At 52.0% G+C, this 16,115-nt stretch carries 12 protein-coding genes; 7 read left to right on the forward strand and 5 right to left on the reverse strand.

Annotated elements, in window-relative coordinates:
- Positions 1 to 15: 15 nt before the first annotated feature.
- Both C162_RS07145 and C162_RS07150 read left to right on the forward strand, forming a co-directional pair.
- Positions 16 to 3,123, forward strand: a complete 3,108-nt coding sequence (locus C162_RS07145; RefSeq protein WP_235218367.1) for an ATP-binding protein — start codon at positions 16 to 18, stop codon at positions 3,121 to 3,123.
- A 35-nt stretch (positions 3,124 to 3,158) separates the two neighbouring features.
- Entirely contained in the window at positions 3,159 to 4,268 is a 1,110-nt protein-coding gene (locus tag C162_RS07150) for a response regulator (protein ID WP_036692872.1), read from the forward strand.
- Between the two features lie 79 nt (positions 4,269 to 4,347).
- On the opposite strand, the gene C162_RS07155 is transcribed toward C162_RS07150, so the two are convergent.
- Together C162_RS07155 and C162_RS07160 are read right to left on the reverse strand one after the other, a co-directional pair.
- Positions 4,348 to 5,184 carry a carbohydrate ABC transporter permease gene (locus C162_RS07155; RefSeq protein ID WP_036692874.1) on the reverse strand — a complete coding sequence of 279 codons (837 nt, stop codon included), beginning with the start codon at positions 5,182 to 5,184 and terminating at the stop codon, positions 4,348 to 4,350.
- Positions 5,184 to 6,074: a carbohydrate ABC transporter permease gene (locus C162_RS07160; protein WP_036692876.1), complete on the reverse strand. Its 891-nt coding sequence runs from the start codon at positions 6,072 to 6,074 to the stop codon at positions 5,184 to 5,186. The genes C162_RS07155 and C162_RS07160 overlap by 1 nt, the downstream gene beginning before the upstream one ends.
- Positions 6,075 to 6,281: 207 nt before the next feature.
- On the opposite strand from C162_RS07160, the gene C162_RS07165 reads away from it, so the two are divergent.
- The 4 genes from C162_RS07165 to C162_RS07180 all read left to right on the forward strand — a co-directional run bounded on the left by C162_RS07165 (position 6,282) and on the right by C162_RS07180 (position 13,716).
- Positions 6,282 to 8,144 (forward strand): cache domain-containing sensor histidine kinase, encoded by a 1,863-nt coding sequence (locus C162_RS07165; RefSeq protein WP_051493285.1) that lies wholly within the window; start codon positions 6,282 to 6,284, stop codon positions 8,142 to 8,144.
- Positions 8,137 to 9,783 carry a response regulator transcription factor gene (locus C162_RS07170; protein ID WP_036692879.1) on the forward strand — a complete coding sequence of 549 codons (1,647 nt, stop codon included), beginning with the start codon at positions 8,137 to 8,139 and terminating at the stop codon, positions 9,781 to 9,783. The genes C162_RS07165 and C162_RS07170 overlap by 8 nt, the downstream gene beginning before the upstream one ends.
- A gap of 122 nt (positions 9,784 to 9,905) precedes the next feature.
- A complete protein-coding gene (locus tag C162_RS07175; protein ID WP_036692881.1) occupies positions 9,906 to 11,231 on the forward strand; it encodes an ABC transporter substrate-binding protein in 1,326 nt (441 codons plus the stop codon).
- Positions 11,232 to 11,619: 388 nt separating this feature from the next.
- Positions 11,620 to 13,716, forward strand: a complete 2,097-nt coding sequence (locus tag C162_RS07180) for an alpha-galactosidase (protein WP_036692883.1) — start codon at positions 11,620 to 11,622, stop codon at positions 13,714 to 13,716.
- Positions 13,717 to 13,823: 107 nt separating this feature from the next.
- Here C162_RS07180 and C162_RS07185 read toward each other — a convergent pair whose 3' ends face one another.
- The 3 genes from C162_RS07185 to C162_RS07195 all read right to left on the reverse strand — a co-directional run bounded on the left by C162_RS07185 (position 13,824) and on the right by C162_RS07195 (position 15,383).
- Positions 13,824 to 14,132, reverse strand: a complete 309-nt coding sequence (locus tag C162_RS07185; RefSeq protein ID WP_036692885.1) for a hypothetical protein — start codon at positions 14,130 to 14,132, stop codon at positions 13,824 to 13,826.
- 16 nt (positions 14,133 to 14,148) lie between these two features.
- Positions 14,149 to 14,784 carry a hypothetical protein gene (locus C162_RS07190; RefSeq protein WP_156949557.1) on the reverse strand — a complete coding sequence of 212 codons (636 nt, stop codon included), beginning with the start codon at positions 14,782 to 14,784 and terminating at the stop codon, positions 14,149 to 14,151.
- 179 nt (positions 14,785 to 14,963) lie between these two features.
- Positions 14,964 to 15,383 (reverse strand): MarR family winged helix-turn-helix transcriptional regulator, encoded by a 420-nt coding sequence (locus C162_RS07195; RefSeq protein WP_036692889.1) that lies wholly within the window; start codon positions 15,381 to 15,383, stop codon positions 14,964 to 14,966.
- 388 nt (positions 15,384 to 15,771) lie between these two features.
- Between C162_RS07195 and C162_RS07200 the strand changes: the two genes are divergently transcribed.
- On the forward strand, positions 15,772 to 16,029 hold the full coding sequence (locus C162_RS07200) for an AbrB/MazE/SpoVT family DNA-binding domain-containing protein (protein WP_036692891.1): 258 nt from the start codon (positions 15,772 to 15,774) through the stop codon (positions 16,027 to 16,029).
- The last annotated feature ends 86 nt before the right edge of the window (positions 16,030 to 16,115 follow it).

Genomic DNA, 16,115 nt, shown 5'->3' on the forward strand with positions numbered 1-16,115 from the left:
AACTGGAGGCTGTTTGTGAGAAAGGTAAATATCCGCAGACTTGCGGGAATCGGCATATTCTTCTTTATTATCTTTTCTTTAATCTTCATAATCTTCTCACTGACCCGCCCTCCTCAAAGTGAGGTAAGAGTGAACAAGGGAGTACTGGATCTGTCCAATTGGAATCTTGAGCAGCAGGGAGCCGTGAAGTTGGATGGTGAATGGGAGTTCTATCCGGATGAGCTGCTGAGCCCTGAGGATTTCCGGCTAGTACAGTATGATTCTCCGCTTGACTATTTTAAGGTTCCCGGTACCTGGCGCGGCAAGAATCCCGATGGCGGGATGAGCAGCAGGGGTTCTGGCACCTACCGTCTGCAGGTATTGCTTAGGGATACCAATGAAATACTCGGCTTAAAAATAAGAAGCATCCGAATGTCCCACCGTCTGTTCATTGGTGGACAGGAGGAGGGGGCCAGCGGGCTTCCTTCTACCGACAAAGGTGCGTTTCAACCCGGAAATACACCTTATTCGGTATTTTTTCACCCGGATGCCCGCAAGCTCGAGATTGTGATCCAAGTCTCTAACTATAATTTTGTCACCGGTGGAATTGTGAACTCCCTCACGCTTGGAGCACAAGAGGACATCACCCGGCGCAACATGATACAGATCGGTGCGGATATTGGAGTCATTTTGATCTTGGCCATGTTCGGTGCCTATCACCTCAGCTTCTATTTTATTGGGCGCCAAGAGAAGGAGTATTTGCTTAGCGGATTTTTCTTATTGTTTCTGGCCTTGCAGAACTCCTTGTACGGGGAGAAGGTGTTTCAGCGTCTCCTGCCGTCTGTTCCCTTTGATTTTTCGTATAAGCTGCTGGATGTCAGCCACTTCCTTAGCGCGATACTGATTATTGTGTTCTTTTGTACCGTAGAGTCGCACCTGATGTCGCTGCGCAGGCTGAAGCTGATTCTTACCCCGTTTATGGTGTATCTTGTTATGGTTGTGCTTTTGCCGTACGGGGTGCATATTCGTGTGAAATATTTCTTTATATTCTATCTCTGGATCGTTATGCTCGGCATTGTAGCGAGAATGGTCTATTTATATATCCGCAGGCAGAGTCAAGTGGCAGACCGTGCGGAGCTGATGCTGTTCATTGGCGGTGCCATCTCGCTGATAATCTATCTGATGAATGACGGCCTCTATTCCGAGAATATTGTGCAGAGTAATTTTACAGGAAGATGCGGGGTTATTGCATTTATTGTGCTCATTAATATCCTGCTGGCCGTAAGGTTCTCGAATGCGTATGCCAAAGCAGAGATTCTATCCCGTAAGCTATGGACAGCGAACCAGCTTAAGGATGAATTCCTGATGAACACCTCTCATGAGATCAAGACTCCGCTCCATGGAATTATGAATATGACCTCGTTTCTACTGGAGAATCAGGAAGAGAATCTGCATGCAGGCCAGAAGCAGAACCTGTGGCTGATCAAGGATACATCCACGAAGCTGTCGATGCTGATCCAGGATCTGATCGATGTCAGCCGGCTGAGGCACGGAGAACTGCGACTGCACCAGACCGCTGTTGATCTGAGAGTGGCTGTCCAAATCGTCTATGATATTCTCCGGTTCGAGCTGGCGGGCAAAGAGGTGCAGCTGCTCAACCAGGTGGAAGCTGGTACCTGGGTACTCGCGGATGAGAGCAGGCTGCGGCAGGTGATGTATAACCTGGTTCATAACGCGATCAAGCATACCAGTCACGGATCGATTCAGATTACAGCAAGAGCAGCCGGGAGTGAGGTCTCCATTGAAGTGGAGGATACCGGAACGGGGATATCGGAAGAGAACCATGCGGCGATCTTTGAATATTTCGAGCAGGTGGACAGGCTGCTGCCGGAGGACGGATATACCGGAATGGGGGTAGGGCTGTATATCAGCAGGAAGCTGGTGGAGCGTATGGGCGGTGTGATTCGGGTGGATTGGTCCGAGAAGGGCAAGGGAACCTGCATGGTATTTACACTGCCCGTAGTCGACCCTATTCCCGAATATCAGCAGACTGCCGTATCCGGACCTTACGCGCTGCATGCTGATGTTGATTATACGGTGCTTGATGTACTGGACCGGGAAGGGCAGACCATTCTGATTGTAGACGATGAGGCCTCCAACATCCATACACTGCTGAATATTCTCCGCCGTCATGATTATAATGTGCTGATAGCCTTCTCCGCCAAGGAGGCGTTGACCAAACTGCAGGAATATCAGCAAGTGGATCTTGTCATTCTGGATATCATGATGCCGGGTACATCGGGCATAGAATTATGCGAAACACTGCGTAGCCGCCATTCTATACTGGATCTGCCCATCCTGTTCGCCACAGTTAAGGATGCGCCTTCCGATATTGCGCTGGGCTTCCGGGCCGGGGCGAATGATTTTGTGACCAAGCCCTTTGAGAGCGAGACGCTGATGGCCCGGATTCATAATCTGCTGGCCATGAAATCGTCGATCCAGGAAGCGATCCGGCATGAGCAGGCGTTCCATCAAGCCCAGATCAAACCGCATTTCCTGTATAATGCGATGAGCAGTATCATCTCATTCTGTTATACCGATGGCGTCAAGGCTGCTTATCTGTTAACCATGCTCAGCCAATATATGCGCTTTATTCTGGATATGGACCGCTCCACACTCGTCATTCCTTTGTACCGGGAGCTGGAGCTGATTCAAGCCTATGTGGAAATTGAACAAGCCCGCTTCGGGGAGAGGTTCGACTATAGCAGCCAGGTGGATGATTCCCTGAAGGCCGTGAATATCCCTTCCCTCTGCATCCAGCCGTTCATTGAGAATGCCATCCGTCATGGACTGTTCGAGAAGGAGGGACAAGGTAAGGTTGTCTTAAGGATTCAGGCTGGTGACGGATATATGAAGATCTCAGTTGAAGATAACGGTGTCGGCATCCCCGCTGATCTGTTATATACATTGAACAGTCGAGGAGAGCTGCAAGGAAGCATTGGTATTCAGAATATCCGCAAGCGTCTGGATACGATTCCGGGAGCCAGCTTAAGCATTCATTCGGAAGCAGGCAGCGGTACGAAGGTTACGATCTATCTGCCGCTCAGCGGTGGCGGCTCCGGGCAAGGGGCTTCTGAGGAGTAGGAGTAAAAAAATTCTGCGTGAAGGAGGGGGCTTCCATGTTTCGGACGATGATTGTTGAGGATGAACGGCCAATCCTGGATTTAATGAAGGTGCTGGTTGGCCAAAATAGCAATTACAGCATTGTAGGAGCTTTTACGAATCCGGTAGAGGCCTTGGCGAATCTGCAGGAGCTGCAGCCGGATATCGTGTTCATTGATGTGGAGATGCCGAGGATGAACGGGCTGCAGCTTGCAGTGCATATTCATGAGCAGCTGGGTCAGGCGGAGATTGTGTTCACAACAGCTTATAAGGATTATGCGCTAGAAGCATTTGAAGTAAGTGCACTTGATTATATTCTTAAGCCCGTCACGCCACAAGCGATTCAGCGGGTCACCGGGCGGCTGTTCAAGCACCGGTCAACCCTCATTCCCGCAGATACCATCAAGTCTAACTTCTCTGTCCGCTGCTTCGGTGAATTTGAAGTCCTTAATCCGGAGGGACTCCCGGTTCATTTCCGAACCCGCCGGACCGAGGAATTGTTCGCTTATCTTCTGTGCCACCCTGGACGGTATATCAGCAAGTGGAAGCTCATTGATTTGTTGTGGCAGGATGCGAAGGGAGAGCGGGGATTATCCAATCTGCATAATACCCTGTACCTGTTAAAAAAGGTCCTGAAAGAGAACGAAATTCCGATGAGTATACAGAAGCTTAATGACGGTTACAGGCTGGACACGGCAAATAAACAATATGATCTCCTTCTGTATCATCAACTGCAGCAGGTCCACAATGAGGGCAGACTGACCACAGAACAAGCCGAAGAGCTCTGTTCGCTGTATCAGGGGCCGCTGCTGGAAGGCAAGAATTACTTATGGAAGATCCCGTTAGAGGAAGCTTACTTCAAGCAATATACAGCAATGGTCCGGGAATTGGCGGCTGCGGAGCTTACAGCTGGAAATGGAGCAGCAGCAGAATTACGTCTTGAGCAATACTTGTCGCTGTATCCGCTGGAGGAGGAAATAAGCTGCATGTTAATCGGTATGTACCGGGGACGCGGCGCAATGGACAATATCAACAGACTCTATAAGCAGTTTGAAGCGGCTTGTAAAAATGAGCTGGGGCTTGAGCTATCGCCAGAAATCAAGAATGAATGGCTGCAGGCTCATTAGGGTATCCCGCGGCAAAAAGAAAAGGCGTCCCATGTAGCCGTTACGGCTTATAGGACGCCTTTTTGCGGTGATCACAGGATCAGCCCTTAACCGCCCCCGCCACAACGCCCTTCACAATGTATTTCTGCAGGAAGATGAAGACCACGATCGAAGGAAGCACTGCCATTACCATAGCGGTCATGGCATACTGCCAGTCCGAGGTATACTGGCCCACGAAGGTGTAAGCCGCCAGCGTTAACGTCTTCGTCTCCGGTGAACCATTGACCATTAGCAGCGGGAGCAGGAAGTCATTCCAGATCCACATGACATCGATGATCACAATGGTGGTGGTGACCGATTTCAGCAGCGGGAAGATCACGCTGAAGAACAGGCGGAAGCCGGAAGCCCCGTCAATCGTCGCGCTCTCGTCAATCTCTGTCGGGATACCCTTCACGAAGCCGTGATAGATGAATACCGCCAGCGGAGCGCCGAAGCCCCAGTACAGGAGACCCAGTCCCCAAGTGCTCTCCGACAGGTTGAGGTTCTTAGCGGTCTGGAGGACCGTCAGCATAATCGATTGGAACGGGATCAGCATTGGCATAATGCACAGGAAATACAGGACACCGCTCCATCTGGTCTTGGTCCGGGCCAGCTTATAGGCGGCGATGGAGGAGATGAATACGATACCGAGCAGGCCGACACCTGTAATGATAAAGTTGTTCAGGAACAGCCGCGGATAGTTGATGAACTCCCAGACATAGGAGTAGTTGCTGAAGGTCAGCTTCTGCGGCAGGGCGATGACATCGGTCATGACCTCGCCGAAGCTTTTGAGCGAGTTGATAATGGTCAGAAACAGCGGGTACAGGAACAGCAGAGACAAGAGGACCAGAATAACCTCCAGGATGATCTTGCCTGCCTTGTTGTGGTTGGTTGTCATTAGGCCTCTACCTCTCTCCGTTTAAAGACGGTCAGCTGGATGATCGTTACGACTAGCACGGCGAGGAACAGAATGAGCGCTTTGGCTGTACCGTAGCCGTACAGATTGTTCTGGAACGTATCCCGGTAGATATCATAAGCGATACTATACGTAGTTCCGCCGGGACCGCCGCCGGTCAGCGACAGGATGACATCGAATACCTTGATCGAATTGGTGAGTGCCATGAACACAGAGATCGTGATCGATGGGGCAAGCAGCGGCAGCGTAATGCTGAAGAATCGTCTCAGCGGCCCGGCACCGTCTACTGTAGCGGCTTCCTTGAGATCCTCAGGCACAGACTGCAGACCGGCAATGTAGATGACCAGATAGAACCCGATCGACTGCCAGATGGATACGCCCAGGATGGAGATGAAGGCCAGTCCCGGTGTCCCGAGCCAGCTGAGATCGAAGATTGCCCAGCCGGTGCTCTCGCCCAGTGAGTTGAAGCCCTGCATGAAGATGAACTTCCAGATGAAGCCGACAATGACCAGACTGAGGATATAAGGGATGAAGAAGGCTGCTCTCAGCCAGGAGGTGCTTCTCAGCTTCATGTCCAGCAGCACCGCCAGCAGAATCGCCAGCACGTTGACTATGATAATGTAGAGCACCGCGTATTTAATCGTGAACCAGGCGGCATCCGAGAAGTTGGTATCGCCGGAGAAGATCTGCTTGAAATTATCCAGCCCGACGAACTTGGGGTGCTTGGAGATCCCGTTCCACTTGGTCATTGAATAGCGGATGGTCATGGCGAAGGGGATATAGAAGGCTACAGCGATACAGATCAGAACCGGGAGAGTAAAGATTCCGAATTCGAATTTCTCGCGCCATCTTTTGCCGGGTGTTTTTAACATGGATGCACCTCTTCTTGAGTTATAGGGTGGGAGTATTAGGCCTGGCTTGCCACACTTAACCATTCCGGTTAGTCTATATTGTGTATTATAGAGCAGACCCTTATCGTCAAAAATGGATTTTAGAGTACAGTTAAGGGTAAAAAGGTGAACGGACTGCGGAGGCCGGACAAGTCCCCAAAACCGGCAGCGGGGAGAGCGGAGAGCATCATGAGAAAAGTGTGGTTTAAGCTGATCGAGCCTTTACTGGCGCGGGTGTCCCGCCGCCTGGCTAACAAGCTGATTCTGTTGTTTACGATTATCATCATCCTGGTGGTCAGTTCACTCACCTACATATCCTATAGCATGCTGCAGCGGGAATCGGTTGATAACAGCATTGCCAGTACAGGCAATAACCTGCTCCTGGTCGGACGTAATCTGGAGAGCTATCTGAGCGGGATTGAGCAGTTGTCTCTGCCTCAGATCTCCTATGATGAGTTCAATTATGCGCTCTTGCATGAATCGGAAGACTACAGCTCCCGGATGTACGTGGAGGATTATCTGCGGAATTTGTATTTTTCACGCAATGATCTGGAGGCTGTCTATCTCTATGTAATCAAGGAGCAGAAGTATTATTATGTCACCAAGGAGAACTATAATATCACCGTCCGGGTAGCCGAGCATCCGCCTATTGATGACCTGCCGTGGTATAAGCGGGCGCTTAAGAGTCCGTATAACCGTTCCTATCAGTCGTTCGTGGAGGAGCAGCCGGCCAGCGTGAACAGCGCCGATTACCCCGTTAACCGGGCCAAGGTGTTCATGGGCTACCACCGGCTGATCCGCTCCATCGTGTCACGCGAGCCGCAGGCGGTATTATCGCTATATTTGAACTCCTCCGTAACCGATGAGATTATGCGGGATATCCCGTTCAGCACCGGAGAGCATCTGATGTATATCAGCCCGGACGGGGAGCCCTTCAAGGTGGACGATAAGGAATTCTACCGGGAGAGCAAGGAGGCGGGGCTGGCGAAGCTGCTGACAGCGGAGCAGAAGGGGCGCGTAACCTGGTCCGGCAAGGACCAGAAATACCTCGTAATCTATGACATCAGTCAAAAGGAAGGCTGGAAGCTCGTCAAGCCGATTCCCTACACCCAAATCTATGAGGCGGCGACAACGACGCGTACGTTAAGTGTAGCGATTGGCCTGTTGTTCCTGATCGTCTCTGTGGTGCTGGTCAGCTTCACCTCGAACCGGATTACCCACCCGCTGAAGAATCTGTCGCTCCAGATGCAGCGGTTCAGCACCGGGAGCTTCGATGCGCAGGCTGCGGTTGCAGGCAAGGATGAGATCGCCTACCTGTCGCGCCATTTCAACAAGATGGTCGAGAGGACGAATGAGCTGATTAATGAACGCTATAAAATGAAAATCGTTGAAAAGAACGCCGTCCTAAAAGCGCTGGAGGCCGAGATTAATCCCCATTTCCTGTACAATGCGCTCCAGGCGATTTCAACCAAGGCCCTCAAGAACAACAACGATGACATTGTCGAGATGGTGGACAACCTGGCCCTGACCCTGCGATACTGCATTAGCGGCAAGGATGTGGTGCAGGCAAGGGAGGAGCTGGGGCATATCGAACGTTATCTGGCGCTGCAAAAGGCGCGGTTCGGGAACCGGATGCAGGTGGTGTACGCCTGGGATGAGAGCCTGATGGAGCTGAGAATCCCCAAGCTGTCGCTCCAGACCCTGGTGGAGAACTGCATCAAGCATGCGCTGGAAAAGGTATCGAGTACGGTTACCCTCACCATTGAGGCTCATATCACCGGCACACACAGCGTGATCTCCGTGCTGGACGATGGTCCGGGCATCAGCGGAGAACGGCTGGAGCAGGTGCTGAATTCACTTCAGATGCAGTGGGAGGACCGCGCAGCGGACACGGACGAAGAGGACGGCATGGAAAGTATCGGGCTGAAGAATCTGAATACCCGGCTGAAGCTTTTGTATGGAGAAGAGTCGGGTCTGGTCATTCATAGCACGGAGCAAGGAACACGAATGGATATGCGGCTGCCGCGGGGAGGAGTGGGACAACATGTATAGAGTGCTGATTATTGATGATGAGGAGCCGCTGCGCGAAGCGATCCATATCCTGGGGGATTGGGAAGGCCTTGGTGTCAGTGAGGTGCGGGAGGCGACAGACGGGAAAGCGGGACTCGAGCTGCTGCGCCGCGAACGGTTCGATCTGGTGCTGGTTGATATGAAAATGCCGGAGCTGAGCGGAGCCGAGCTGCTGCAGATAGCCGAGCAGGAATTCCCTGACCTGCTGCTGATTGTGATCAGCGGCTATAATGATTTCGAGTATACACGCCAAGCCATCCGCTCGAAGGTGGTGGATTACCTGCTGAAGCCGGTGAACCGCACAGATCTTAACCATGCGCTGCGCAAGGCAGTGGGGGTGCTGGAGGCCAAGCGGAAGCGGGAGAGCGAGTTCATCAACCGCAATATTACACTCAATATGTCGCTGCCGAAGCTGAAGGAGAAGATGTACCTGTCCATCATTGACCGGAGCTTCAAGACCCAGTCCAATGAGGCCTTTCTCCCGCTGATCGGGGCGGATGGGGCGGCCAGCCACTTCGCTGTCGGCCTGCTGCGGATGCTTAATCTGGAGCAGGTACGTAAGGAAAGATTCCATGGAGACCGGGATCTGCTGCATTTTGCCGTAACGAATGTGATGAACGAGAACACGGACGGGCAGTTCGAGTCGTTCAGCTTCGCCAGCCCTAAGGGGGAGCGCGAATTCATTGCCATCTTCACCATGAAGGGCGGTTATGAAGCAGATGCGGCCTTCCTGTCGCTGCACCATATGAAGAAAGCAGCTTCTACCTTGAAGGAGCTGTTCGGAATCATCTGTGCAGGCGGAATCGGGGAGCCTTGCAGTGATTCGCTCAGCATTGCCGCCTCCTATGAGCAGGCCAAAGCCTCACTAGATACGATTGACCTGCTCAGTCTAAAGGGCAGCCTGATCGCACAGGGCAGAGCAGTGAATCCGGTATCACGGGATAATCCCTCCCTGACCGGGCGGATGCCGCAGATCCGCAGCGCGCTGGAGGGCGGGAATGTGAACCATGCCCGCAGCATCCTCAGCGAATTCATCCGTAAATGCCAGGAGACGGAAGGCTTCACGCTCGGGGAGGCGGACAGGACGCTACATGGTTTTCTTTTGCTGCTGGGCGAGATTGCTGCAGAGTTGGATGCTATGCCGCCGCAGACCCGCAGCGGAAAGGACGGCAGTCTGGCTTCCCTGGGCGTCCTTAGCGACTTCGCCTCCTTCGGGCAGTTTGCGGGCGTGCTTAACGATATCTTTGACCGTTATGCGGGCGAGATCAGCCGGACGGTGGCCGGAGACCGCAGCAGCGTGCTGGAGAATATTAAGGCGTATATTGATAACCATTATTTCGAGGATATTAAGATATCAATGTTCACGGAACAATATTTCCTGAGCAGAGAGTATCTGATGAAGCTGTTCAAGGGACAATACGGCTACGGCATTCACGAGTATGTGCAAAAGGTAAGGATGGACAAAGCCAAAGCACTGCTGACCGACCCTGCCCTCAAAATTCAGGATATCTCTGAAATGCTGGGGTATAAGGACAAGAACTATTTCAGCAAGGCGTTCCGCAATTACTATGATTGCTCCCCTTCTGAATTCCGGCTACAGCTGCCAGGGGTAGAAAAGTGAAACGGTTACATGGACACTTTTTTACCCTCAGAAGTTCACTTATGTACATTCTTATCCTTTTTCTTTTTATTTAGAATGATGAGCAAGACCACAAGATGCATAAGGAAAAAGGGGGCAACATCATGTTAAAACGATTCATGGCATTATCTGCGAGTCTGCTGCTGGTGGGCGGACTGCTGGCCGGCTGCGGCGGAAATAGCAACAATAATACCGCTAACAACACGGGTGGAACAGCTGGAGCAGGCAATACACCAACGGATTCCGCCAAGCCCGTCACCATTAATATGTTCACCGCCTCTCCCGAATACACAGATGCCTTCAATGCTTATATTGCCGAATACAAGAAGGTGAAGCCGAACGTTACGATCAATCTGGAAATCATGCAGGCAGACTACAATACGGTGCTGAAATCCAAGATTGCCGCCGGCAGCACACCGGATGTGTTCCAGACCACGGCAGGCGGGGATATCGATACTTTTGCCGAATACAGCGCTGACTTGACCAATGAGCCGCTGGCCGCCGCGATGACGGATGCCGTCCGCTCCAACATGAGCTCTACCGATGGCAAAGTGCTCGGACTGCCGGTGAAGGGCAACCTGTTCGTCCTGATGTACAACAAGAAGCTGCTGGCGGATGCCGGCATCACTGAAGTGCCTAAGACAACTGCTGAAATGGATGATGCGATCACCAAGCTTGAAGCCAAGGGCATCACCCCCTTCGCCAACGCCTACAAAGAGTGGTGGGTATGGAAGCATATCTTCCAGCACTTCGTAGACGCCGCAGCGACCGATGCCGGAACCGATGCCAAGACGCTCGTAGCGGACTTCATTGCCGGGAAGACGACCTTCAAAGATCATCCGGTGCTGAACGACAACTTCTTCAGCTTCATTGATACAACCGTTAAGCACGGAACAGACAAGCCGCTTGAACGCGACAGCAACGCTGAGGTCAGTGATTTCGCCCTGGGCAAAACAGCATTCATGACCGGTAAAGGCGCGTGGGATGAAGAAGCGATTAAGAAAATTACCCCTGACTTTGACCTCGGCATCGCCGGGTACCCTGTCAGTGACAAACCGGAGCAGTCCCAGATTATCACCGGTGCCGACCAGGCACTGCGGATTAATAAGGATTCTGCTGTAGCAGCGGAAACGATTGAATTCTTCAACTGGCTGTATACTTCCGATTACGGGAAGAGCTGGTTCTCTAATGTAGCCAAGGTCATTCCTCCGATCAAGGACGCCCCGATGCCTGACCTGCAAATGCCTAAGGAAATGGAAGAAATCCTGAAGACGGAGAAATCCGGCGACCTGTCGGTGAACTACTCCCTGGATACGTTCCACCAGAAGTTCGGTGAGCTGATGCAGGCTTATATCGGCGGCAGCAAGACGAAGGATCAGGCAATAGATGAAATTCAGAAGGCTTGGATTCAATTCGGGTCTGCGGAATAAAAATAAGGTTTAATGATGGCCTCTGAGGATTGCTGAGAGGCCATCTTTCTATGTAACACAGATTATTCGGCGGGGGAGGGGGTGTAAGTGGCTGGACGTAACTGCGTGAGCTTTGGATTTCCGGCCGCTGTTATGTTTGGATTTCCCGATTTAAACTGCTCGCCGCAGTAGAAATCCAAACATAAAGGCGGTCGCTACCGCTCCTCCAATTCCAAACCTCCCTCCGTTACTTCGCCACTTACACGAGCACCGCAGGAAATCAGGAGTTACGAATACAAGAGATGGCCTCCTAATCAGGGGAGGTAGAAAAACAGGAAACCAAGTAACCAAGTAACCAAGTAACCAAGAGACCAAGAACAACATCATTTGTAAGGAGGCCAAATCAGACATGGACAGCAGGCTTATAGACATAGCCGAGAACGGGCTTTATCTTACGATTGAAATTTCGGGGGAGCTGGATGTGCGGCTGCTGCATTTTGGCGCAGCGCCGCTGGAAGCAGGGAGCATAGAAGACAAGCATAAGGCAAGCTTCCGGCTGCTGGAGCTGCAGCTGTCGGGGGAAGACCGGGCGGAATATCACGGGCGGACGCACCGCGCGTCTTATCCGGGATTACGGATGGTGTATGTCGGGCATAAGGACACGATGAATCCGCTGGGACGGAAGCTGGAGCTTACGCTGGCTGACCCGCTGACGGGTGTGAAGGCAGTACAGCATTATCAGTTCTATACTGGCGTGCAGATTGTTCGCTCCTGGACAGTGGTACGGAATGAAGGCGATGCGGAAGCGGGTGTGGAGTATCTGTCTTCGTTCGCGCTTACAGGAGTGGACAAGGAGGGCGACGGAGACCGTAACGACAAGATTGAAGTGAGTATTGCTCACAGCGGGTGGCAGAGTGAGCTGCAGTGGAAAAGCTACAGTCTGCCAGAGCTGGGCATGTCCCATCTCGCTGACCGTGGATCGAAGCGGATTGCGGCCAGCAATACCGGGTCTTGGTCAGCGGCTGAGCTGCTGCCAATGGCCGTGCTGAGCAACCAGGAGAGCGGGAGCAGCCTGTTCTGGCAGATTGAACATAACGGCTCCTGGCACTGGGAGCTGACGGATCAGGCAGATCAGCTTACACTGCTGGTCAGCGGGCCTACGGAGCATGACAACCACTGGTGGCTGAAGCTCGCCCCTGGCGAAGCGTTCACCTCTGTGCCGGTGGCCGCAGGTGTAGTAGAGGGTGGGTTCGGAGAGGCGGCTGAGCAGCTAACTGCATACCGGCGGCTGATCCGCAGACCGAATGAGGATAATGAGCGGCTGCGGGTGATTTTCAACGATTACATGAATTGCCTGTGGGGAAGCCCGACCACGGAGAAGCTGCTGCCGCTGATTGATGCTGCTGCCGAAGTCGGCTGTGAATACTTCTGCATCGATGCAGGCTGGTATGCTCCAGGTGAATGGTGGGACGGGGTCGGGGAGTGGGAGCCTTCGGCTGAGCGCTTCCCGGAAGGCATCAAATACGTGCTGGATGTGATCCGCAGCAAGGGGATGATTCCGGGCCTGTGGCTGGAGCTGGAGGTGATGGGCATCAACAGTCCGAAGCTTGCGGAGACTGACGACAGCTGGTTCTTCATGCGCCATGGCAAGCGGGTCAAGGACCGCAGCCGCTATCAGCTCGATTACCGTAATCCGGCGGTCATCAAGCATGCCGACAGCGTGATTGCCCGGCTGGTCGGGGAATACGGCGTCGGGTATATCAAGATGGACTATAACATCAATGCAGGCATTGGTACGGAGACGGAGGCAGACAGCTTCGGGGACGGCCTTTTGCAGCATAACCGCGCTTATTTGGCTTGGCTCGACAGCATCTTTGCCCGTTATCCGCAGCTGGTGATCGAGAACTGCTCCAGCGGCGGGATGCGGATGGATTACGCCATGCTCAGCCGTCACAGCATCCAGTCCACCAGTGATCAGGAGGATTACGTGAAGTATGCTGCCATTGCCGCAGGCTCTCCGGCTGCACTGACTCCCGAACAATCCGCGGTCTGGTCATATCCGCTGCGCGAAGGCGACGATGAAGAGGTTATTTTCAATATGGTTAACTCGCTGCTGCTTCGCGTCCACCAGAGCGGCCATCTGGCTGAGCTAACGCCAAGACGCCGGGCGCTGGTGAAGGAGGCGCTGGATTATTACAAGTCTATCCGCGCCCACATTCCGCAAGCCTTCGCCTTCTGGCCGCTCGGTCTGCCCGACAGTGGAGGGGAATGGGTCAGCTTCGGCCTGCGTCATAGAGACATCCGCTATATCGCTGTATGGCGAATTGCGGGAGAAGCGGCTGCGGTCACGCTGCCTGTTCCTGAGCTGAGGGGACGCGATGCGGAGGCCTGGTGTACGTATCCTGAGACACACGGGTCGCAGTGGAGCTGGAACGCGGAGGAAGGCAGCTTGACCGTTACGCTGCCCGCTGGCAAGACTGCGAGGCTCTTCGAGCTTCGTTCGTAGGGCCAGCTTCGCACACCAAGAAGAGGCTGAACAGCTGGTATGGAGTGTTCTGTATACAAAAAGGGGTATTTCTGCGCCGGAGGATGGCTGCTGAAATACCCCTTTTGCTACCTGATGAAGCTTAGGCTTTTCCGCAACAAACGGCGGGTGTAATAAAAGGACAAGAGAAGGAGGGACGCGAGAACTAAGCTGAAGGGCAAGCTCAGAAAGACCGGGACTGAATAGGACGGGGTCAGATTCATCCCTATGGCACTGACTCCGAAGGTCCGCAGCAAGCCTGCTACAGGAGCGATGATGGCACAGATGAAGCTCCCGGCCAACCAGACGCCCAGCACGGGCAATGCAAACAGGATGACGAATCCTTTTGCCAAATAGTTTAGCAATATAGGCATTGCACCAGCGGAAGAAGATTTCATGTTTGTACCTCCATCGTTATGTATTTATCTGAATAATCTTGCCTATCTGGGAAAGGGGGTGAATTGTCAGCTTCTCCCGGTAACGGATCTCCCGGATGGAGCATCCCGGCCCGAGCGTAACATTCTGTCCGCACACGAGGTCTGCCTGCGTCCGGTACAGGGTGAGGTCAGCCCCTTCAATGATTTCACAGCGCAGCTTGCGGAAAGGGCTCAGCGGAATAGGGAGCAGCCTGGAGGAGGGCGACACGATAATATCACCTTCAGAGGTCATGTGTCTGATCTTGCACAAGGCCCCCAGCTTGATGCGGATGGTGCCGATGCAGGACAAGCGGTCTATACGTACGCAGCCCTCAGCCTTGAATTCTTCTGCGGCAGCCTCACCGGTAACAGACAGGTATCCATTGGACGTGATGCTCACGCCCCTGAGTTCAGGAACGCGCAGACTGCCGAAGCTGCTCAGCTCCTGCGTATTGCATGACAACCCTATGGAGCATTCTCCTCTAAGCCTCAGGCGCGTTGTGGTCAAGCTCCCGCTGACATGCAGGTGGCCCAGCACTTCCACACGGGAGGCGTCTATATCCCCCCGGCAGATCCGGGAGCCGTTGATTTTAAGAGGTTTGTTGGGCGCAGGTGTCGGGTTCCGTGTAGGCATAGGTTCATTCACCGCCGTTTTATAATATTTAAGTAACTATAATATATATTAAATGAAATATATAATCAATATATTATCAACCGCAACAATCGGGTTTCGCCTGAATCGCAGATCGTACAACAAAAAAACTGCACTTCCCTAAAGGAAATGCAATCAGTGTTTAAAGAATAACGTTAGTATTATTCTAACATTCCGCCCATCAGCTCATCGATTCTCTGGAGGGCCACCGAGATTTTGACGAGGTCAGTCAATGCAAAGTTGTCGAACAGAGAAAGGATGTGCTGTTTGCCTGGTCCGGTGAGAACAATATTGACGACTCTGCGGTCTTCCTTCGTGCGCACTCTCTCGATGTATCCCAGATCCTCCAGCTTATCGCACATGAACGAAGCGGCTCCTGGAGTAATCACTAGCCGCTCTGAAATATCCGTAATATTAAGGGAGCCGGTGAGCTGCAGCAGGAACAACAGCATGATTTGGTTCTGCGAGAGTGATCCTTTCTTGGTAATCCGGTCTATGAACGCCTGCGACTTCTGCTGCACGCTTGCCATATGATCCATGACAGTATAGACGGCTTGTTCTTTCTCTGCTTCTTTGCTCATAGAAACACTCCAATATAGTATATTAAGTAAAATATATAGATTGTATATCTTTATTGTCAAGTAAGGAAGGCAGAGCATAGTTCCAAAGGAGCAGCCGTAAGCTAAGAGCAGAACCGCTTCAGCCAATACCCTAGAGCATTTCGGGCAAAAATAGAATGAAAAGAATAAAATGGAAATAAAACGGTTTCGATTATAGATTTGTCGAAAAAACTCTAATCTTTGTCGAATTTTTTGTCGATAAATATCAAAAGATGTAGAAATAAAATTGACAGGAAAGAAATAGCACTTTACAATGCTATTATAGAGTAATCATTTCTACTTATTAGAAGCTTTGATAGCTTTTAACACCGAATGATGATCCAAGTGTTATTTCAAGGGAGGATGCATAATGATGAAAGCAACAGGTATAGTAAGAAAAGTAGATGAACTGGGACGTATTGTGATTCCGATTGAGCTGCGTAGAACAATGGGAATTGACATAAAGGATCCGCTCGAAATTTTTGTGGACGGCGAAAAGATCATTCTCAGAAAATATGAACCTACTTGCATCTTCTCCGGAAGTGCCGAGAACCTGATCAACTTCAAGGGTAAAATGGTCAGCAAAGATGTTCTCGATGAACTGATCTCAAGCTTCGACAACGTATAAGTCAAGGTTCTGAGGCAGTATGCAGTATGCAGTATGAACAGAAGGGATCGCAGTGTAAGCACGCTATGTGTTTGCACTGCGGTCCC

Origin of the sequence: Paenibacillus sp. FSL R7-269, from assembly GCF_000517865.1 — a bacterium.
GTDB lineage: Bacteria > Bacillota > Bacilli > Paenibacillales > Paenibacillaceae > Paenibacillus_AQ.